This window comes from Halomonas campaniensis, assembly GCF_014193375.1.
GTDB lineage: Bacteria > Pseudomonadota > Gammaproteobacteria > Pseudomonadales > Halomonadaceae > Halomonas > Halomonas campaniensis.
The window spans coordinates 67,959-84,260 of sequence record NZ_JACHZF010000009.1 but is presented as its reverse complement, the minus strand read 5'-3'; the positions used below and the strand labels follow the sequence as shown (position 1 = coordinate 84,260).

14 protein-coding genes are annotated in these 16,302 nt (G+C 70.2%); 12 read left to right on the top strand and 2 right to left on the bottom strand.

Annotated features, from left to right (window positions below):
* Positions 1-106 precede the first annotated feature (106 nt).
* Both BDK63_RS07575 and BDK63_RS07570 read left to right on the top strand, forming a co-directional pair.
* Entirely contained in the window at positions 107-2,635 is a 2,529-nt protein-coding gene (locus BDK63_RS07575) for a penicillin-binding protein 1A (RefSeq protein ID WP_183330763.1), read from the top strand.
* 102 nt (positions 2,636-2,737) lie between these two features.
* Complete coding sequence (locus BDK63_RS07570; RefSeq protein ID WP_183330762.1) at positions 2,738-3,490, top strand: DUF481 domain-containing protein; 753 nt, start codon at positions 2,738-2,740, stop codon at positions 3,488-3,490.
* Positions 3,491-3,583: 93 nt separating this feature from the next.
* Here the strand turns inward: BDK63_RS07570 and BDK63_RS07565 are convergent, their stop codons facing one another.
* Both BDK63_RS07565 and rpmE read right to left on the bottom strand, forming a co-directional pair.
* Positions 3,584-4,852: a malic enzyme-like NAD(P)-binding protein gene (locus BDK63_RS07565; protein ID WP_183330761.1), complete on the bottom strand. Its 1,269-nt coding sequence runs from the start codon at positions 4,850-4,852 to the stop codon at positions 3,584-3,586.
* A gap of 337 nt (positions 4,853-5,189) precedes the next feature.
* Positions 5,190-5,405 (bottom strand): 50S ribosomal protein L31, encoded by a 216-nt coding sequence (rpmE, locus tag BDK63_RS07560; protein WP_183330760.1) that lies wholly within the window; start codon positions 5,403-5,405, stop codon positions 5,190-5,192.
* A gap of 169 nt (positions 5,406-5,574) precedes the next feature.
* Between rpmE and BDK63_RS07555 the strand changes: the two genes are divergently transcribed.
* From BDK63_RS07555 to BDK63_RS07510, 10 genes are all read left to right on the top strand, one after another.
* On the top strand, positions 5,575-7,815 hold the full coding sequence (locus tag BDK63_RS07555) for a primosomal protein N' (protein ID WP_246385931.1): 2,241 nt from the start codon (positions 5,575-5,577) through the stop codon (positions 7,813-7,815).
* A gap of 152 nt (positions 7,816-7,967) precedes the next feature.
* Entirely contained in the window at positions 7,968-9,653 is a 1,686-nt protein-coding gene (gene argS, locus BDK63_RS07550) for an arginine--tRNA ligase (protein ID WP_183330758.1), read from the top strand.
* A 2-nt stretch (positions 9,654-9,655) separates the two neighbouring features.
* Positions 9,656-10,375 carry an SPOR domain-containing protein gene (locus BDK63_RS07545; protein WP_183330757.1) on the top strand — a complete coding sequence of 240 codons (720 nt, stop codon included), beginning with the start codon at positions 9,656-9,658 and terminating at the stop codon, positions 10,373-10,375.
* Between the two features lie 136 nt (positions 10,376-10,511).
* Positions 10,512-11,030: an ATP-dependent protease subunit HslV gene (gene hslV / locus BDK63_RS07540; RefSeq protein ID WP_181513609.1), complete on the top strand. Its 519-nt coding sequence runs from the start codon at positions 10,512-10,514 to the stop codon at positions 11,028-11,030.
* 11 nt (positions 11,031-11,041) lie between these two features.
* Complete coding sequence (hslU, locus tag BDK63_RS07535; protein WP_183330756.1) at positions 11,042-12,364, top strand: ATP-dependent protease ATPase subunit HslU; 1,323 nt, start codon at positions 11,042-11,044, stop codon at positions 12,362-12,364.
* Positions 12,361-12,744, top strand: coding sequence for a gamma-butyrobetaine hydroxylase family protein (locus BDK63_RS07530; RefSeq protein ID WP_183330755.1), 384 nt, complete (start codon positions 12,361-12,363; stop codon positions 12,742-12,744). Before hslU ends, BDK63_RS07530 begins: the two co-directional genes overlap by 4 nt.
* 98 nt (positions 12,745-12,842) lie before the next feature.
* Positions 12,843-13,610 (top strand): bifunctional demethylmenaquinone methyltransferase/2-methoxy-6-polyprenyl-1,4-benzoquinol methylase UbiE, encoded by a 768-nt coding sequence (ubiE, locus tag BDK63_RS07525; protein ID WP_183330754.1) that lies wholly within the window; start codon positions 12,843-12,845, stop codon positions 13,608-13,610.
* A complete protein-coding gene (locus BDK63_RS07520; RefSeq protein WP_183330753.1) occupies positions 13,610-14,245 on the top strand; it encodes a ubiquinone biosynthesis accessory factor UbiJ in 636 nt (211 codons plus the stop codon). Before ubiE ends, BDK63_RS07520 begins: the two co-directional genes overlap by 1 nt.
* 2 nt (positions 14,246-14,247) lie before the next feature.
* Entirely contained in the window at positions 14,248-15,870 is a 1,623-nt protein-coding gene (gene ubiB, locus BDK63_RS07515; RefSeq protein ID WP_183330827.1) for a ubiquinone biosynthesis regulatory protein kinase UbiB, read from the top strand.
* Between the two features lie 39 nt (positions 15,871-15,909).
* Positions 15,910-16,245: a phosphoribosyl-ATP diphosphatase gene (locus tag BDK63_RS07510; RefSeq protein ID WP_183330752.1), complete on the top strand. Its 336-nt coding sequence runs from the start codon at positions 15,910-15,912 to the stop codon at positions 16,243-16,245.
* Positions 16,246-16,302 lie beyond the last annotated feature (57 nt).

Sequence of the window (16,302 nt, the reverse complement as noted above, 5' to 3'; positions counted from 1 at the left end):
CAACGCTGGTGACCACCCGCCGGGCTTCCTATAATGGCGGCGCAACCGGACGTGACCTCCATCGCCCCCGTTCCGCTCCAGTTCCCTGCATGGATACCGCGATTTCATGACGTTTCTCAGAACACTCCTCTTTTCCATCGCCTGGCTGCTGGTCTCGTTGACGGCGGCCACGGCGCTGGGGGTGGTGGGTGCCGCCCTCTACTTCGCCCCCGGCCTGCCCGATGTCCGCCAGCTGCAGGATTTCGAACTGCACTCACCGCTGCGCGTGTTCACCCGCGACGGCAAGTTGATCGGCGAGTTCGGCGAGGAGCGCCGCATGCCGGTGGACTATGACGAGATTCCCGAGGAGTTCATCCAGGCCCTGCTGGCCGCCGAGGACGCCGGCTACTTCGAGCATCGCGGCGTCGACCCCCGTGGCCTGGCCCGTGCCGGCCTCGAACTGGTCGCCAGCGGCGGCGACATCCAGTCGGGCGGCTCCACCATCACCATGCAGGTGGCGCGCAACTACCTGCTGACCCTGGACCGCACCTTCACCCGCAAGATCCGCGAGATCCTGCTCGCCCTGCAGATGGAGCAGCTGCTCAGCAAGGAGGAGATTCTCGAGCTCTACGTCAACAAGATCTTCCTCGGCAACCGGGCCTACGGCATCGCGGCCGCTGCCGAGATCTACTACAACCGCCCGCTGGCCGAGCTGACCCTGGCCGAGAAGGCGATGATCGCCGGCCTGCCCAAGGCCCCCTCGGCCTTCAACCCGCTGGCCAACCCGGAGCGCTCGCTGATCCGCCGCAACTGGATCCTCTACCGCATGCGGGAGCTGGGCCATATCGACCAGGCCGCCTACGAGGAGGCCGTACAGGCGCCGATCACCGCCCGCCGCTACATCGCCCAGACCGAGGTGGATGCCGACTACGTGGCCGAGATGGCCCGCCAGTTCGCCGTGGAGCGATTCGGCGACGAGGCCTATACCGGCGGCTATCGCATCCACACCACCCTGGACAGCGAGCTGCAGCCCTTCGCCCGTCGCGCCCTGGCCGATGGCCTGGTTGCCTACGACACCCGACACGGCTGGCGCGGGGCCGAGCAGCGCGACATCCCGCCGAGCCTGGTGGAGGCCCAGGAGCGCACCGAGCGTCGCGGCCTGGAGGAGGAGCTGGACGAGTCCCCCGAGGTGCTCGAGACCGCCCGTCGCGCCGCCGAGCGCAGCCAGACCGAGGTCGAGGGGATCGACGGCGACGTCAGCAACTGGCTCCAGGTGCTGGAGCGCACGCCCGGCTTCGGCCCGCTCCAGCCGGCCATCGTGGTGGCGAGCGAGGGCCGCGAGATGCGCGTCATGACCCGGGGTGGCGAGCTGCACACCCTCGCCTGGGACGGCCTCAGCTGGGCCCGCGCCTATCGCAGCCCGCGCTCGCGCGGCCCCGAACCCGGCTCCGCGGCCGAGATCGCCACCCCCGGCGACCTGGTCCGTGTGCTGGAGCGCGAGGACGGCAGCCTGCGGCTGGCCCAGCGCCCCGATGCCGAGGGCTCGCTGGTGGTGATGCACCCCGACACCGGCGCCATCCTGGCCCTGCAGGGAGGCTTCAGCTTCCAGGCCAGCAAGTTCAACCGGGCCGTGCAGGCCCAGCGCCAGTCCGGCTCGATCTTCAAGCCCTTCGTCTACCTCGCCGCGCTGGACAGCGGCCTGATGACGGCGGCCAGCGTGGTCAACGACGCCCCCGTGGTGCTGCAGGACGGCAGCAGCGAGATCTGGCGCCCGGTCAACTCCAGCGGCGACTTTCTCGGCCCGACCCGCCTGCGCGTGGCCCTGGCACGCTCGCGCAACCTGGTGACCATCCGGGTGCTGCAGCAGGTGGGCCTGGATGCCACCATCGACTTCCTGGAGGGCTTCGGCTTCGCCGAGAGCCGCCTTCCCCGCGGCCTGTCGCTGGCCCTGGGCAGCGCCGACCTGACGCCGCTGGAGATGACCAATGCCTACGCGGTGCTGGCCAACGGCGGCTTCCAGGTGGCCCCCTGGTTCATCGAGCGGATCACCCGCGGCGACGATGCCAACGTGCTGGAGGAGGCCCTGCCGGCGGTGGCCTGTCGCGAGTGCCGCGAGGGCCAGACCGAGGTGGAGATCGACGGACGCCGGCACCCCGTGGCGCCGCGGGTCGCCGACCCGACCGCCGTCTACATCCTGCGTGACATGCTGCGTGACGTGATCGAGAGCGGCACCGGCCGCGCCGCCCTGGAGCTGGGCCGCGAGGACATCGTCGGCAAGACCGGCACCACCAACGGGCAGCGCGACGCCTGGTTCGCCGGCTACAACAGCGACCTGGTCGCCACCGTCTGGGTGGGCAAGGACAACAACGAGACCACGGCGGAGTACGGCGCCAACGCCGCCCTGCCGATCTGGATCGGCTTCATGCGCGACGCCCTCGACGGGCGGCCCGAGGCGCGCCCCGACGCCCCTGCCAACCTGGTGACCGCCCGGGTCGATCCGGACACCGGCCGCCGGCTCTCCGACGGCCAGGGCGGCGGCATCAGCGAGATCTTCCACCCGGACCACCTGCCCAGCGTCCAGCCCCGCCGCGTCGATACCGAGGTGGAGCAGCGCAGTGGCTCCCAGGGCACCGGCTCCTACGAGGCGATCTTCTAGCGCCCCGGCATCCCGGGCGGCAGGGACGCCGCCCGTCTCGTCTGCCAACCGCGACGGCCGCTCCGGCGGCCACCGTCAACCGGCAACTCCAGGAAGCGAGACATGCACCATTTCGCCCCGTCACTCCGATCCCTGCTGGTCGGGCTGGCCCTGCTGACCGGCGGCGCCCAGGCGAGCCCGTTCTATGCCCCGCCGCCGCCGGCCGAGGATGCCAGCACCTTCAGCGGCGACACCGAACTGGGCTTCACCCAGCTCAGCGGCAACACCGACAGCCAGACCCTGATCGCCAAGGGCCGCCTCACCTGGCTGACCGGCCACTGGACCCACACCCTGCGCGGCGAGGTCCGCCACGTGGCCCGGGACGGCGAGACCAGCGCCGAGCAGTACCTGCTGGCCGGGAGAGAGCGCTACGACCTGGAGGGGCCCCACTACCTGTTCGGCTTCGCCCGCTGGGAGAAGGACCGCTTCGGCGGCTATGACCAGCAGTTCACCACCATCGCCGGCTATGGCCGCGACCTGATCGACAGCGAGGCCCAGCGGCTCTCCCTGGAGGCCGGCCCGGGCTATCGCCATGACCGCATCGACCAGGAGGAGAACCTGTCACTGGCGGTCGCCTATGGCGCCCTGGCCTGGGAGCTGGAGGCCACCGATACCACCACCCTGGCCCAGGAGCTGTCGGTGGAGGCCACCGACGACAACACCACGTCTCGCTCGCTGTCATCGCTCACCGCACGCCTCAACTCACGCCTCGCCCTGCGCCTCTCCCACGAGATCAAGCGCAACTCCCAGCCGCCCGATAGCGCCGAGGCGCGCACCGACCACACCACCAGCGCCTCGCTGCTCTACCGCTGGTAGCTCACTCTCCTCGACCCACGCCCCGGACACGACGACGCCGGCCCGAAGGCCGGCGTCGCGAAGGGTGGTGATCCGTGTCGTTACACGCCGTCGTTACACGCCGTAGACGTCATCCACGCTCTTCAGCGGGTAGTGGGACGGGTAGGGGCGGCGTGCCACGCCGGAGTCCACCGCCGCCTGGGCCACCGCCGAGGTGATGCGCTCGAGCAGGCGCACGTCCACCGGGGTCGGGATGATGTAGTCGCGACCGAAGGCCATCGACTCCATCTCGTAGGCATCCAGCACCTCCTGGGGCACCGGCTCGCGGGCCAGGTCCTTGAGGGCATGCACCGCCGCCACCTTCATCTCCTCGTTGATGCGGGTGGCACGGACGTCCAGGGCCCCGCGGAAGATGAAGGGAAAGCCCAGCACGTTGTTGACCTGGTTCGGGTAGTCGGAGCGCCCGGTGGCCATGATCACGTCGGGACGGGTCTCGCGGGCCAGGTCCGGATGGATCTCGGGGTCCGGGTTGGTGCAGGCGAAGACCACCGGATTGGGGGCCATCTTGCGAATGTGGTCGGCCGTCATCAGGCCCGGGCCGGAGAGCCCGACGAACACGTCGGCACCGTCGATGGCATCATCGAGGGTGCGCCTGTCGGTGTCCGCGGCGAACATCGCCTTGTACTGGTTGAGGTCCTCGCGACCGGTATGGATCACGCCCTTGCGGTCGAGCATCACGATGTTCTCGGCGCGGGCGCCGCAGGTGACCAGCAGCTTCATGCAGGCAATGGCCGCGGCACCGGCGCCCATGCAGACGATGCGGGCCTCGTCCAGCGCCTTGCCGGCAATCTCCAGGGCGTTGAGCATGCCCGCCGCGGTGACGATGGCGGTACCGTGCTGGTCGTCATGGAACACCGGGATGCTGCACTGCTCGATGAGCGCCTGCTCGATCTCGAAGCACTCCGGGGCCTTGATGTCCTCGAGGTTGATGCCGCCCCAGGTGTCGGCGATGCGCGCCACGGTGTCGATGAAGGCCTGGGGGCTCTCGGCGTTCACCTCGATGTCCACCGAGTTGATGCCGGCGAAACGCTTGAAGAGCACGCCCTTGCCCTCCATGACCGGCTTGCTGGCCAGGGCACCTAGGTTGCCCAGCCCCAGGATCGCCGAGCCGTCGGAGATCACGGCGACCAGGTTGCCCTTGCCGGTGTAGCGGTAGGCGTTCTCGGGGTCCCGCGCGATCTCACGACACGGCTCCGCGACGCCCGGGCTGTAGGCCAGGGCGAGATCCTTCGCCGTGGCGGTGGGCTTGGTCAGCTCCACCGACAGCTTTCCGGGGATGGGTTTCGCGTGATAGTCCAGCGCCGCCTGTCGTGCATCAGTCATGCTGAAGTTCCGGGTCAGAGTGAAGGGAGTCCCTCCAGAATATAGAAAAAACTTCCATATCTCAACTGCGCACCACTTCCCGCCTGTTGTACGCTCGTTTGACGCCGTTCGTCGACATTTGCTGCAACTTATGCATGAGGCGCCAGCCATAATGCATTGCTTATCGACCCGCCGGCATCACCCGATACCACCGTGATGAACCCGGGCCGAAAGCCCGGACAACAAAGCCCGGACAACAAAGCCCGGACAAAAAGAGACCCGCCATGGTGGGCGGGTCTCTTCGACGGTCGCTAGCGACGAGAGTCGACGGTCGCGGGCGACGCGGAGCGGGCGGTGATCAGCCCCGCTTCATGGCGGCACCGAAGCGCTTGTTGAAGCGCTCGACGCGGCCACCGGTGGTCGCCTGCTTCTGCTTGCCGGTGTAGAAGGGGTGGCACTGGGAGCAGACGTCCAGAGAGAAGTCATGGCCCGAGGTGGTGCCGACCTCGAAGCTGGCGCCACAGGAGCAGGTCGCGTTGACCGTCTTGTATTCCGGATGGATACCTTGTTTCATCTTGAGCCTCATGATGCTGTATGCCGCCACCTGATCGTCTGCCAGGCACCGCATACGGGTTGTCTATCGGTTGACTGTGAACCGTAACATGCAAACCGGTCTGGCTCCCGGCCACGCTCGACATGGCGGGGAGGCGCAGCATTCTAGCAGTTCCGACGCCGGAGGCCAATTGCCCACATCCCTGCCACCCGCCCCCCGAGTGCTGGGCATCGCGATCCCCTCACCCCTGCGCCGACTGTTCGACTATCGCCCCTGCCGGGAGGGGCCGCCCGACGGCTGGCTACCCGGCCTGCGGGTGCGCGTGCCCTTCGGCCGGCGCCAGGTCGTCGGCGTGGTGATGGCCTGCCGGGAGAGCAGCGAACTGCCGCTCGCCGAGCTCAAGCCGGTATCGGCCTGCCTCGACAGCCTGCCGCTGCCCGAGGACTGGCTGTGGCTGTGCCGCTTCACCGCCCGCTACTACCAGCACTCCCTGGGCGACACCCTGCAGCAGGCCATGCCGGTGCTGCTGCGCCAGGGCCGCCCGCTGGAGGCCCGCACCCGGGAGCGCTGGCGGGTCACGCCGGCCGGCCGGGGAGAAGCGCCGCCGGCGGTGGCTCGGGCCCCACGCCAGGCCGAGCTGCTGGCCATGCTGTGCCAGCACCCCCACGGCCTGGGGAGCCAGGCCGTGCTCGCCCAGTCCTTTACCCGCGAGCAGCTCCGCGCCCTGGCCGACAAGGGACTCGTCGAGCGCCTCGAGGAACCCCGCACCGCCCGCTGGCAGGGCGACCCCGACCACCTGCTGGCCGAACCGGCCCTGCCCCTCAACCGCGAGCAGGCCGTGGCCCTGGCCGCCCTCCACGAGCACCTCGATGCCTACCACCCCTGCCTGCTGGAGGGCGTCACCGGCAGCGGCAAGACCGAGGTCTACCTGCAGCTGATCGAGGCGGTGGTGGGCCGGGGCCGGCAGGCCCTGGTGCTGGTGCCGGAGATCGGCCTCACCCCCCAGACCCTGGCCCGCTTCCGCCAGCGCTTCCGGGTGCCGGTGGTGGCCCTGCACTCGGGGCTCACCGACCACGAACGCCTGGATGCCTGGGAGGCCGCCGCCAGCGGCCGTGCCCCCATCGTGATCGGCACCCGCTCGGCGATCTTCACGCCCCTGGCGAGTCCCGGCGCGATCATCGTCGACGAGGAGCACGACGGCTCCTACAAGCAGCAGGACGGCCTGCGCTATCACGCCCGGGACCTGGCCGTGGCCCGCGCCCATCGCCACGGCATCCCGGTGCTGCTGGGCAGCGCCACGCCGTCGCTGGAGAGCCTGGCCCGGGCCCGCAGCGGCGACTGGCGTCACCTCCACCTGACCCGGCGCGCCAGCCGCCACCCCCCGGCCAGGCTCGAGCTCGTCGACCTGCGCGGCCGCCCCCGCCAGGGCGGCCTGATTCCCCCGGTGATCGAGGCCGTCCGCGAGACTCTGGCCGCCGGCCACCAGGTGCTGGTCTTCATCAATCGCCGCGGCTTCGCCCCGACCCTGGCCTGCCACGCCTGCGGCTGGCTGGCCGAGTGCGACCACTGCGACGCCCGTATGACCCTGCATCGCCAGCCGCCACTGCTGGCCTGCCACCACTGCGATCGGCGCCGCGCCCTGCCGGACGCCTGCCCCGAGTGCGGCAGCATCGACCTGCGCCCGCTGGGCAGCGGCACCGAACGCACCGAGGAGACCCTGGCGGCACTCTTCCCCGAGGTCCCGGTGCACCGCATCGATCGCGACAGCACCCGGCGCCGCGACGCCTTCGAACGCGTGCTCGGCGAGGTCCACCGCGGTGAGCCCTGCCTGCTGGTCGGCACCCAGATGCTGGCCAAGGGACACCACCTGCCCCATGTCACCCTGGTGGTGGTGGTCAACGCCGACGCGGGCCTCTATGCCAGCGACTTCCGCGCCCTGGAGCAGAGCGCCCAGCTGCTGGTCCAGGTGGCCGGGCGAGCCGGGCGCGCCGCCCACCCCGGCCGAGTGCTGGTGCAGACCCTCCACGGCGACGACCCGCACCTGCGCCTGCTGGCCGAGCGCGGCTATGCCGCCCTGGCCGAGCGGCTGCTGGAGGAGCGCCGCGCCGCCGGTCTGCCGCCCTTCCGCTTCCTGGCCCTGCTGCGCCTGGAGAGCCCCCGGGAGGAGGCGGTGGCGGCCCTGGCCGGGCGCGCCGCCGGCGCCCTGCGCGGCTGGCTGGCCGAACGCGAGCTGCCGGTGGACTGCCTGGGTCCGGTGCCGGCCCCCATGGAGCGCCGCCAGAATCGTTACCACCTGCAGCTGATGCTGGCCAGCGAGCGCCGCAGCCACCTCCACGAGGCCGGCGCCTGGCTGACCGGCTGGCTGGAGGCGACCCCCGAGGCGCGCCGTACCCGCTGGTCGCTGGATATCGATCCCCAGACGCTCAGCTGAAGCCCGCCCTTTAAAGCCGCGCCACAATTGCCGATAATGGCCGGCCGTGCCCATCCAGGCTCCGTTTCATGCCCGCGCCGCGGGCGAGCGCTCGTCACCGCCGGCTCATCGGCCGCTCGCCCCGTCCGGCGCCACAGGACATCCGACGCTCCATGAAAGAGACCATCGTTGCGCTGCTCGAGGACGCCCTCGACAGCCTCAAGCAGCAAGGCATCGTGCCCGCCGACCTGGCCCCGACCATCAAGGTCGATCCGACCCGCGACAAGTCCCATGGCGACTACGCCACCAACCTGGCGCTGATGCTGGCCAAGCCCGCCGGGCGCAAGCCCCGCGACCTGGCCGAGGCGCTGGTGGGCGCCCTGCCGGCGAGCGATGCGGTGCAGAAGGTGGAGATCGCCGGGCCCGGCTTCGTCAACTTCTTCGCCGCCACCGACGCCGCCGCCCAGGTGATTCGCCAGGTGCTCGATTCGGGCGACGCCTTCGGCCGCAGCCTTACCGGCCAGGGCCGCAAGGTGCAGGTGGAGTTCGTCTCCGCCAACCCCACCGGCCCGCTGCATGTGGGCCACGGCCGTGGCGCGGCGATCGGCGACTGCATCTGCCGCCTGCTCGAGGCCACCGGCTTCGATGTGACCCGCGAGTTCTACTACAACGACGCCGGCGCCCAGATCAGCAACCTGGCGCTGTCGGTGCAGGCCCGGGTCCGGGGCCTCGACCCGGACGACGCTGGCTGGCCGGCCGACGGCTATCGCGGCGGCTACATCATCGACGTGGCCAATGCCTACCTGGCCGGCGAGACCGTGCATGCCGATGACCGCCACGTCACGGCCAAGGCCGACCCGGAGGACCTCGACGCCATCCAGGAGTTCGCCGTGGCCTACCTGCGCCGCGAGCAGGACCTCGACCTCAAGGCCTTCGGCGTCCACTTCGACGTCTACTTCCTGGAGTCCTCGCTCTACCAGGACGGCAAGGTCGAGGCCACCGTCGAGCGGCTGATCGAGAAGGGCCACACCTTTGAACAGGATGGCGCCCTGTGGCTGCGCACCACCGACTTCGGTGACGACAAGGACCGGGTGATGCGCAAGTCCGACGGCCAGTACACCTACTTCCTGCCGGACGTGGCCTACCACCTGGACAAGTGGCAGCGCGGCTTCGAGACGGTGATCAACGAGCAGGGGGCCGACCACCACTCCACGGTGACCCGGGTGCGTGCGGGGCTCCAGGCCCTCGAGGCCGGCATCCCGACCGGATGGCCCGACTACGTGCTGCACCAGATGGTGATGGTCACCCGCTCCGGGGTCGAGGTGAAGCTCTCCAAGCGCGCCGGGAGCTACGTGACCGTGCGCGACCTGATCGACGAGGTGGGCCGCGACGCCACGCGCTTCTTCCTGGCCGCCCGGCGGGCGGACTCCCAGCTCACCTTCGACATCGACCTGGCCCGCTCCCAGTCCAACGACAACCCGGTCTACTACGTGCAGTATGCCCACGCCCGGGTCTGCAGCATGCTGCGCCGCGCCGAGGCCGACGGGATGCCCTTCGACCACGGCCTGGCCATGCAGAGCCTGGCGCTGCTCGAGGAGGACCAGGAGAAGGCGGTGATGAATCGCCTGGCCCGCTTCCCCGAGGTGGTCGAGCACGCCGCCGCCTCCCGGGAACCCCAGCAGATCGCCCAGTACCTGCTCGACCTCGCCGCCGAGTTCCATACCTGCTACAACGCGGTAAAGGTGATGGTCGAGGACGATGCCCGGCGCAACGCCCGCCTGGCCCTGGGCCTGGCCACTCGCCAGGTGCTGCGCAACGGCCTCGACCTGATGGGAGTCGGCGCGCCGGAGGAGATGTAGCCATGGCCACCCGCAAGCAGCCGCCGAAGCGACGCGGCGCCACCACCAGCCGTCGAACGACCCGCAGCGCCCCGCGCCGGGAGTGGCGCCTGCCGGGCTGGCTATGGGGCCTGGCCGGCCTGGTGGCCGGCTTCCTGCTCTCCCAGCACCAGCACGGCGTCGCCCCCTGGCAGGTGGAGGACTCGCCGCTGGCCACCGTGCTGCCCCGCTCGGCCCCGCCGTCCGAGCCCGCGGCGCCGGCGGCTCCCAGCGAGCCGAGGATGCCGACCTTCGAGTTCTACACCCTGCTGCCGGAGTCCGAGGTCATCGCCCCGCGGGGGGAGATGCCCGCCTCCACGGCGCGCCCCCCGGCGCCCCCCGAGGAGCCGGCGGTGGCCGAGGCCGGCGAGGACCCCATCGCCCAGGTCATCGCCGCCAACCTTGCCGTGGAGCGCAACGAGCCGGCACCGGCGGCCGCCGAGCCCGCCCCCGCCAGCGCTGCCGGCCATCGCTACATGCTGCAGGCCGCCTCCTTCCGCGAGCCCGGCGATGCCCAGCAGCTGCGCGGCCGCCTGCGTGACTTCGGCCTGCTGGCCCAGATCAGCGAGGTCAAGGCGGGCGGCGGAGAGACCTGGCACCGCGTGCAGGTCGGCCCCTACGAGGACGACCGCGAGCTCAGTCGCGCCCAGGACCTGATGGTGACCCAGGGCATCGAGCCGCTGCTGATCCGGCTCAACAACTGAGCGCCCCCGGGCGGGCAAGCTTGAATTCCCGACGCCCCGCCCGCACCTCCCCTGAAAGCCCACTCACGGCGCCTGGGCCACCCCCGAGGCGCCGACAGTCATCGGGAGCCACCCGCTCCCCCAAGGAGTCCCCTCCATGACCACGATCGTTTCCGTGCGCCGCGGTGACCAGGTAGCCCTGGCCGGCGATGGCCAGGTATCCCTGGGCAACACCGTGATGAAGGGCAATGCCAGCAAGGTGCGCCGCCTCTATCGCGGCGAGGTGCTGGCCGGCTTCGCCGGCGGCACCGCCGACGCCTTCACCCTCTTCGAGCGCTTCGAGGCACAGCTCGAGAAGTACCAGGGCAACCTGGTGAAGGCCGCCGTGGAGCTGGCCAAGGACTGGCGCACCGACCGTGCCCTGCGCCGCCTGGAGGCGCTGCTGGCCGTGGCCAACAAGGACGCCTCGCTGATCATCACCGGCAACGGCGACGTGGTGGAACCGGAGCGCGGCATCATCGCCATCGGCTCCGGCGGCAACTATGCCCTGGCCGCCGCCCGCGCCCTGCTGGAGAACACCGACCTCTCGGCGAAGGAGATCACCGAGAAGTCGCTGGAGATCGCCGGTGACATCTGCGTGTTCACCAACCACCACGTCACCCTCGAAACGCTCTGAAGGCCGCCCCCATGACCCAGATGACCCCCCGCGAGATCGTCCACGCCCTGGACCAGTTCATCATCGGCCAGCAGGACGCCAAGCGCGCCGTGGCCATCGCCCTGCGCAACCGCTGGCGGCGCATGCAGCTCGACACCGACCTGCGCCACGAGGTGACCCCCAAGAACATCCTGATGATCGGCCCCACCGGGGTGGGCAAGACCGAGATCGCCCGGCGCCTGGCCAAGCTGGCCCGCGCCCCCTTCATCAAGGTGGAGGCCACCAAGTTCACCGAGGTGGGCTATGTGGGCCGCGACGTCGACTCGATCATCCGCGACCTGACCGAGGCCGCCATCAAGCTGGTGCGCGAGCAGGCCAAGGAGGAGGTCGGCCACCGCGCCGAGGACGCCGCCGAGGACCGCATCCTCGACGCCCTGCTGCCGCCGCCCCGCGGCCAGGAGGATGAGCCCCGCCAGGACAGCTCGACTCGCCAGATCTTCCGCAAGAAGCTGCGCGAGGGTCAGCTCGACGACAAGGAGATCGACATCGAGCTGACCCAGCAGGGGCCCAACGTCGACATCATGACCCCGCCGGGCATGGAGGAGATGACCCAGCAGCTCTCCAGCCTCTTCTCCGGCATGGGCAAGCAGAAGACCGAGACCCGGCGGGTGGCGGTGAAGGATGCCTTCGCCCTGCTGCGTGACGAGGAGGCCGGCAAGCTGGTCAACGAGGAGGAGATCAAGAGCCGCGCCATCGAGGCGGTGGAGCAGCACGGCATCGTCTTCCTCGACGAGATCGACAAGGTGGCCAAGGGCAGTGGCCAGAGCAGCGGCGGCGAGGTCTCCCGGGAGGGCGTGCAGCGCGACCTGCTGCCGCTGATCGAGGGCTCCACGGTCTCCACCAAGTACGGCATGGTCAAGACCGACCACATCCTGTTCATCGCCTCCGGCGCCTTCCACCTGTCGCGCCCCTCGGACCTGATTCCCGAGCTGCAGGGCCGCCTGCCGATCCGCGTGGAGCTCAACGCCCTGACGCCGGAGGACTTCAAGCGCATCCTCACCGAGCCCTCCGCGGCGCTGACCAAGCAGTACCAGGCGCTGCTGGCCACCGAGGGGCTCGAGATCGCCTTCACCGACGACGGCATCGAGCGCATCGCCCAGATCGCCTGGCAGGTCAACGAGGGCACCGAGAACATCGGTGCACGACGCCTGCACACCGTGATGGAGCGCCTGCTGGAGGAGGCCTCCTTCCGCGGCAGCGACATCGGCAGCCCGCTGACCATCGACGCCGCCTACGTGGACTCCCAGCTCGGCGAGCTGGCCATGGACGAGGACCTGTCGCGGTATATCCTATGAGCGCCCCGATCCCCACCCGAGTGCACTACCACCGCAAGGCCCGCGAGCTCGAGCTCGGCTACGGGAACGGCGAGAGCCACCGGCTGGCGGTGGAGTACCTGCGGGTCTTCTCCCCTTCCGCCGAGGTGCGCGGCCACGGCCGCGATACCGCCACCCTCCAGGTGGGCAAGAAGTTCGTCGGCCTCAAGGACATCACCCCGTCCGGGCGCTATGCGCTGAAGCTGCACTTCGACGACGGCCACGACAGCGGCCTGTTCAGCTGGGACTACCTGTGGTGGCTGATCGAGCGCCGCGAGGCCAACTGGGCGGACTACCTGAAGCGCCTGGAAGAAGCCGGCGCCAGCCGCGAGCCGCTGGGCATCGAGGTGAAGCAGCTGTAGTCGGCCTCGCGTCAAGACAATCGCCGCCGCGGAAGGCTACAATGGCGCCCATCCGAGGCAGCGGCCTCGCCCATGCAGCGATTCGGGAGCCCCATCGCATGAGCGCCAACCCCAGCTCCAGGGACCAGCAGACGACCCACTTCGGCTACCAGGAAGTCCCCGTCGAGGAGAAGGCCTCCCGAGTGGCCGACGTCTTCCACTCCGTGGCGGCCCGCTACGACGTCATGAACGACCTGATGTCGATGGGTATCCACCGCCTGTGGAAGCGCCTGACCATCGAGCGCGCCGGGGTGCGCCCCGGGCACAGCGTGCTCGACATCGCCGGCGGCACCGGCGACCTGACCCTGAAGTTCTCGCGCCTGGTGGGTCACCGCGGGCGCGTGGTGCTGGCCGACATCAACGAGTCGATGCTGCGCGTGGGCCGCGACAAGCTCCTCGACCGCGGCGTCGGCGGCAACGTCGAGTATGTCCAGGCCAACGCCGAGTGCCTGCCCTTCCCGGACAACACCTTCGACTGCATCACCATCGCCTTCGGCCTGCGCAACGTCACCGACAAGGACGCCGCCCTGCGCTCCATGGCCCGGGTGCTCAAGCCCGGCGGACGCCTGCTGGTGCTGGAGTTCTCGAAGCCGCCCAGCGCCCTGCTCTCGAAGGTCTATGACGAATACTCATTCCGGCTGCTGCCGAGGATCGGCCAAGTGGTGGCCAACGATGCCGACAGCTACCGCTACCTGGCGGAGTCGATCCGCATGCACCCCGACCAGGAGACCCTCAAGGGGATGATGGAAGCCGCCGGCCTGGAGCGCGTGGAGTACACCAACCTCACCGGGGGCATCGTCGCCCTGCACCGCGGCATCAAGTTGTAATGTTGTTGCTGGCTGGCCTCGAGCGCACCCTGAACACCCTGCTCGCCCGGGACCCCGCGGCGCCGGCACGGCTGGCGCGGCTCGCCGGGCACCGACTCCTGCTGCGCCTCGAGCGGCCCGAGCTGGCCCTGGCCGTCCACTTCCACCCCCGCGGCCTCGACCTGCTGCGTCCCGATGACCTGGCGGAGGAGGCCTTCGATGCCGTGGTGGAACTGGACGCCGAGACCGCCGGCGCCCTGCTCGGCGGCGCCGACCTGGAGCGGCTGATGTTCCAGGGCCGCCTGGCGGTGCGCGGCCGGATCCACCTGCTGGAGCAGACCCGCGACCTGCTGCTCGACCTCGACCTGGACTGGGAAGGCGAACTGGCCCGCTGGCTGGGCGACCTCCCCGCCCACAGCCTGGCCGAGGGACTGCGTCGCCTGGGCCGCTTCGGGCTGCGCACCCGCGACGAGTTCTGTGCCGATCTCTCCGAATATCTCTTCGAGGAGGCCCGCCTGCTCCCGGGACGCCACCAGCTCGAGGTACTGCGTGACCACCTCACCGAGCTGGAGGTGGCCGCCGACCGTCTCGAGGCGCGCCTGGCCCGGCTGCACCGCCACCTGGCGGCGCAGCGGGACGCGAGGGTGGCACCATGATGATGCTGCTGCGGCTGCTGCGCATCGTCTGGGTGATCACCCGCTTCCGGCTCGACACCCTGCTGCCGCTGGAGCGGCTCCCCTGGGCGCTGCGGACGCTGTTCCGACTCTCGCCGCTGCGCCTGGTGCCGATCGGCGAGCGTTCCCGCGGGGCACGGCTGCGCCTGGCGCTGGAGGCCCTGGGCCCGATCTTCGTCAAGTTCGGCCAGGTGCTCTCCACCCGCCGCGACCTGCTGCCCGAGGACATCGCCGACGAGCTCAAGCGGCTCCAGGACCAGGTGCCGCCCTTCCCCGGCCCCGAGGCCCGCGCCGTGGTCGAGTCGGAGCTCGGCGTGCCGGTGGCGCTGGCCTTCGCCCGCTTCGACGCCGATCCGCTCGCCTCGGCTTCCATCGCCCAGGTGCACGGCGCCCGGCTGCATACCGGCGAGGAGGTGGTGGTCAAGATCATCCGCCCCGGCATCGAGCGGGTGATGCGCCAGGACATGGCGCTGATGTACCGCTTCGCCCGCATCCTGACGCTGGTGCCCGAAACGCGGCGGCTGCGCCCGGTGGAGGTGGTGCGCGACTACGAGGCGACGCTGTTCGACGAGCTCGACCTGCACAAGGAGGCCGCCAACACCTCCCAGCTCAAGCGCAACTTCAAGGATTCGCCGCTGCTCTACGTGCCGGCCATCCACTGGGAACTGACCCGCCAGCGGGTCATGGTCCAGGAGCGCATCTACGGCGTGCCGGTGGCCGACGTGGCGGCCCTGCAGGCCCAGGGCACCGACCTGAAGAAGCTCGCCGAGCGCGGCGTGGAGATCTTCTTCACCCAGGTGTTCCGGGACAACTTCTTCCATGCCGACATGCACCCCGGCAACATCTTCGTCGCCCGGGAGCACCCCCACGACCCCCAGTACATCGCCATCGACTGCGGCATCGTCGGCAGCCTGACCCGCGAGGACCAGGACTACCTGGCCCGTAACCTGCTGGCCTTCTTCCACCAGGACTACTACGAGGTGGCGGCCCTGCACATCGAGTCGGGCTGGGTCGGCGAGCATACCCGGGCCAACGAGTTCGCCGCGGCGATCCGCACGGTGTGCGAGCCGATCCTCGAGAAGCCCCTCAAGGACATCTCCTTCGGCCAGGTGCTGCTGGGCCTGTTCCAGACGGCGCGGCGCTTCGACATGGAGGTGCAGCCCCAGCTGGTGCTGCTGCAGAAGACCCTGCTCAACATCGAGGGGCTGGGCCGCCAGCTCTATCCGGACCTCGACCTGTGGAAGACCGCCAAGCCCTTCCTGGAGCGCTGGATGAAGGAGCGGGCCGGCGCCCTGGGCTTCTGGGAATCCCTGAAGCGCCAGGCCCCGGAGCTCTCGCGCCAGCTCCCCGAACTGCCGGCGCTGGCCCACCGGGCCCTCGCCCAGGCCGAGCAGGACCAGCGCCAGCAGCGTCGCCAGAGCGCGGCCGTCGCCGGCATTCACCAGCAGCTGACACGCCAGGGCCGCCGCAGCCGTCGGCTGCGCCTGGGGCTGCTGCTGGTGGCCCTGGCCGTCGCCTGGCAGCCGCTGGCCGGGTGGGCCGGCGGACAGCCATGGCCGGTACTGGTCGCCGCCGCCCTCGGCCTGCTGCTGCTGGCCTGGCACTGATGCCGAGCCCCACGCCCCACTGCAACGGAACCTTCATCCATGAGCGATATTCTCGACCGTCTGCAAGCTGTCCTGGATCAACGCCGCCAGGCGGCACCGCAGGAATCCTACGTGGCCGCCTTGCATCACAAGGGCCTGAACAAGATACTCGAGAAGGTGGGCGAGGAAGCCACCGAGACCCTGCTGGCGGCCAAGGACGCCGAGCACGGGGGAGAGGCCGAGCGGCAAGCGTTGATCGCCGAAACGGCAGACCTGTGGTTTCATAGCCTGGTGATGCTGTCACATCTCGACCTCGACCATCGCGACGTGCTCGACGAGCTGGCGCGCCGCTTCGGCGTCTCGGGACACGACGAGAAGGCCGCGAGGCCGCAATAGATCACCCCACAAGATCACTGGCCGTTCCGGATGCGCCGGAACCCCAATCAGAGGAAG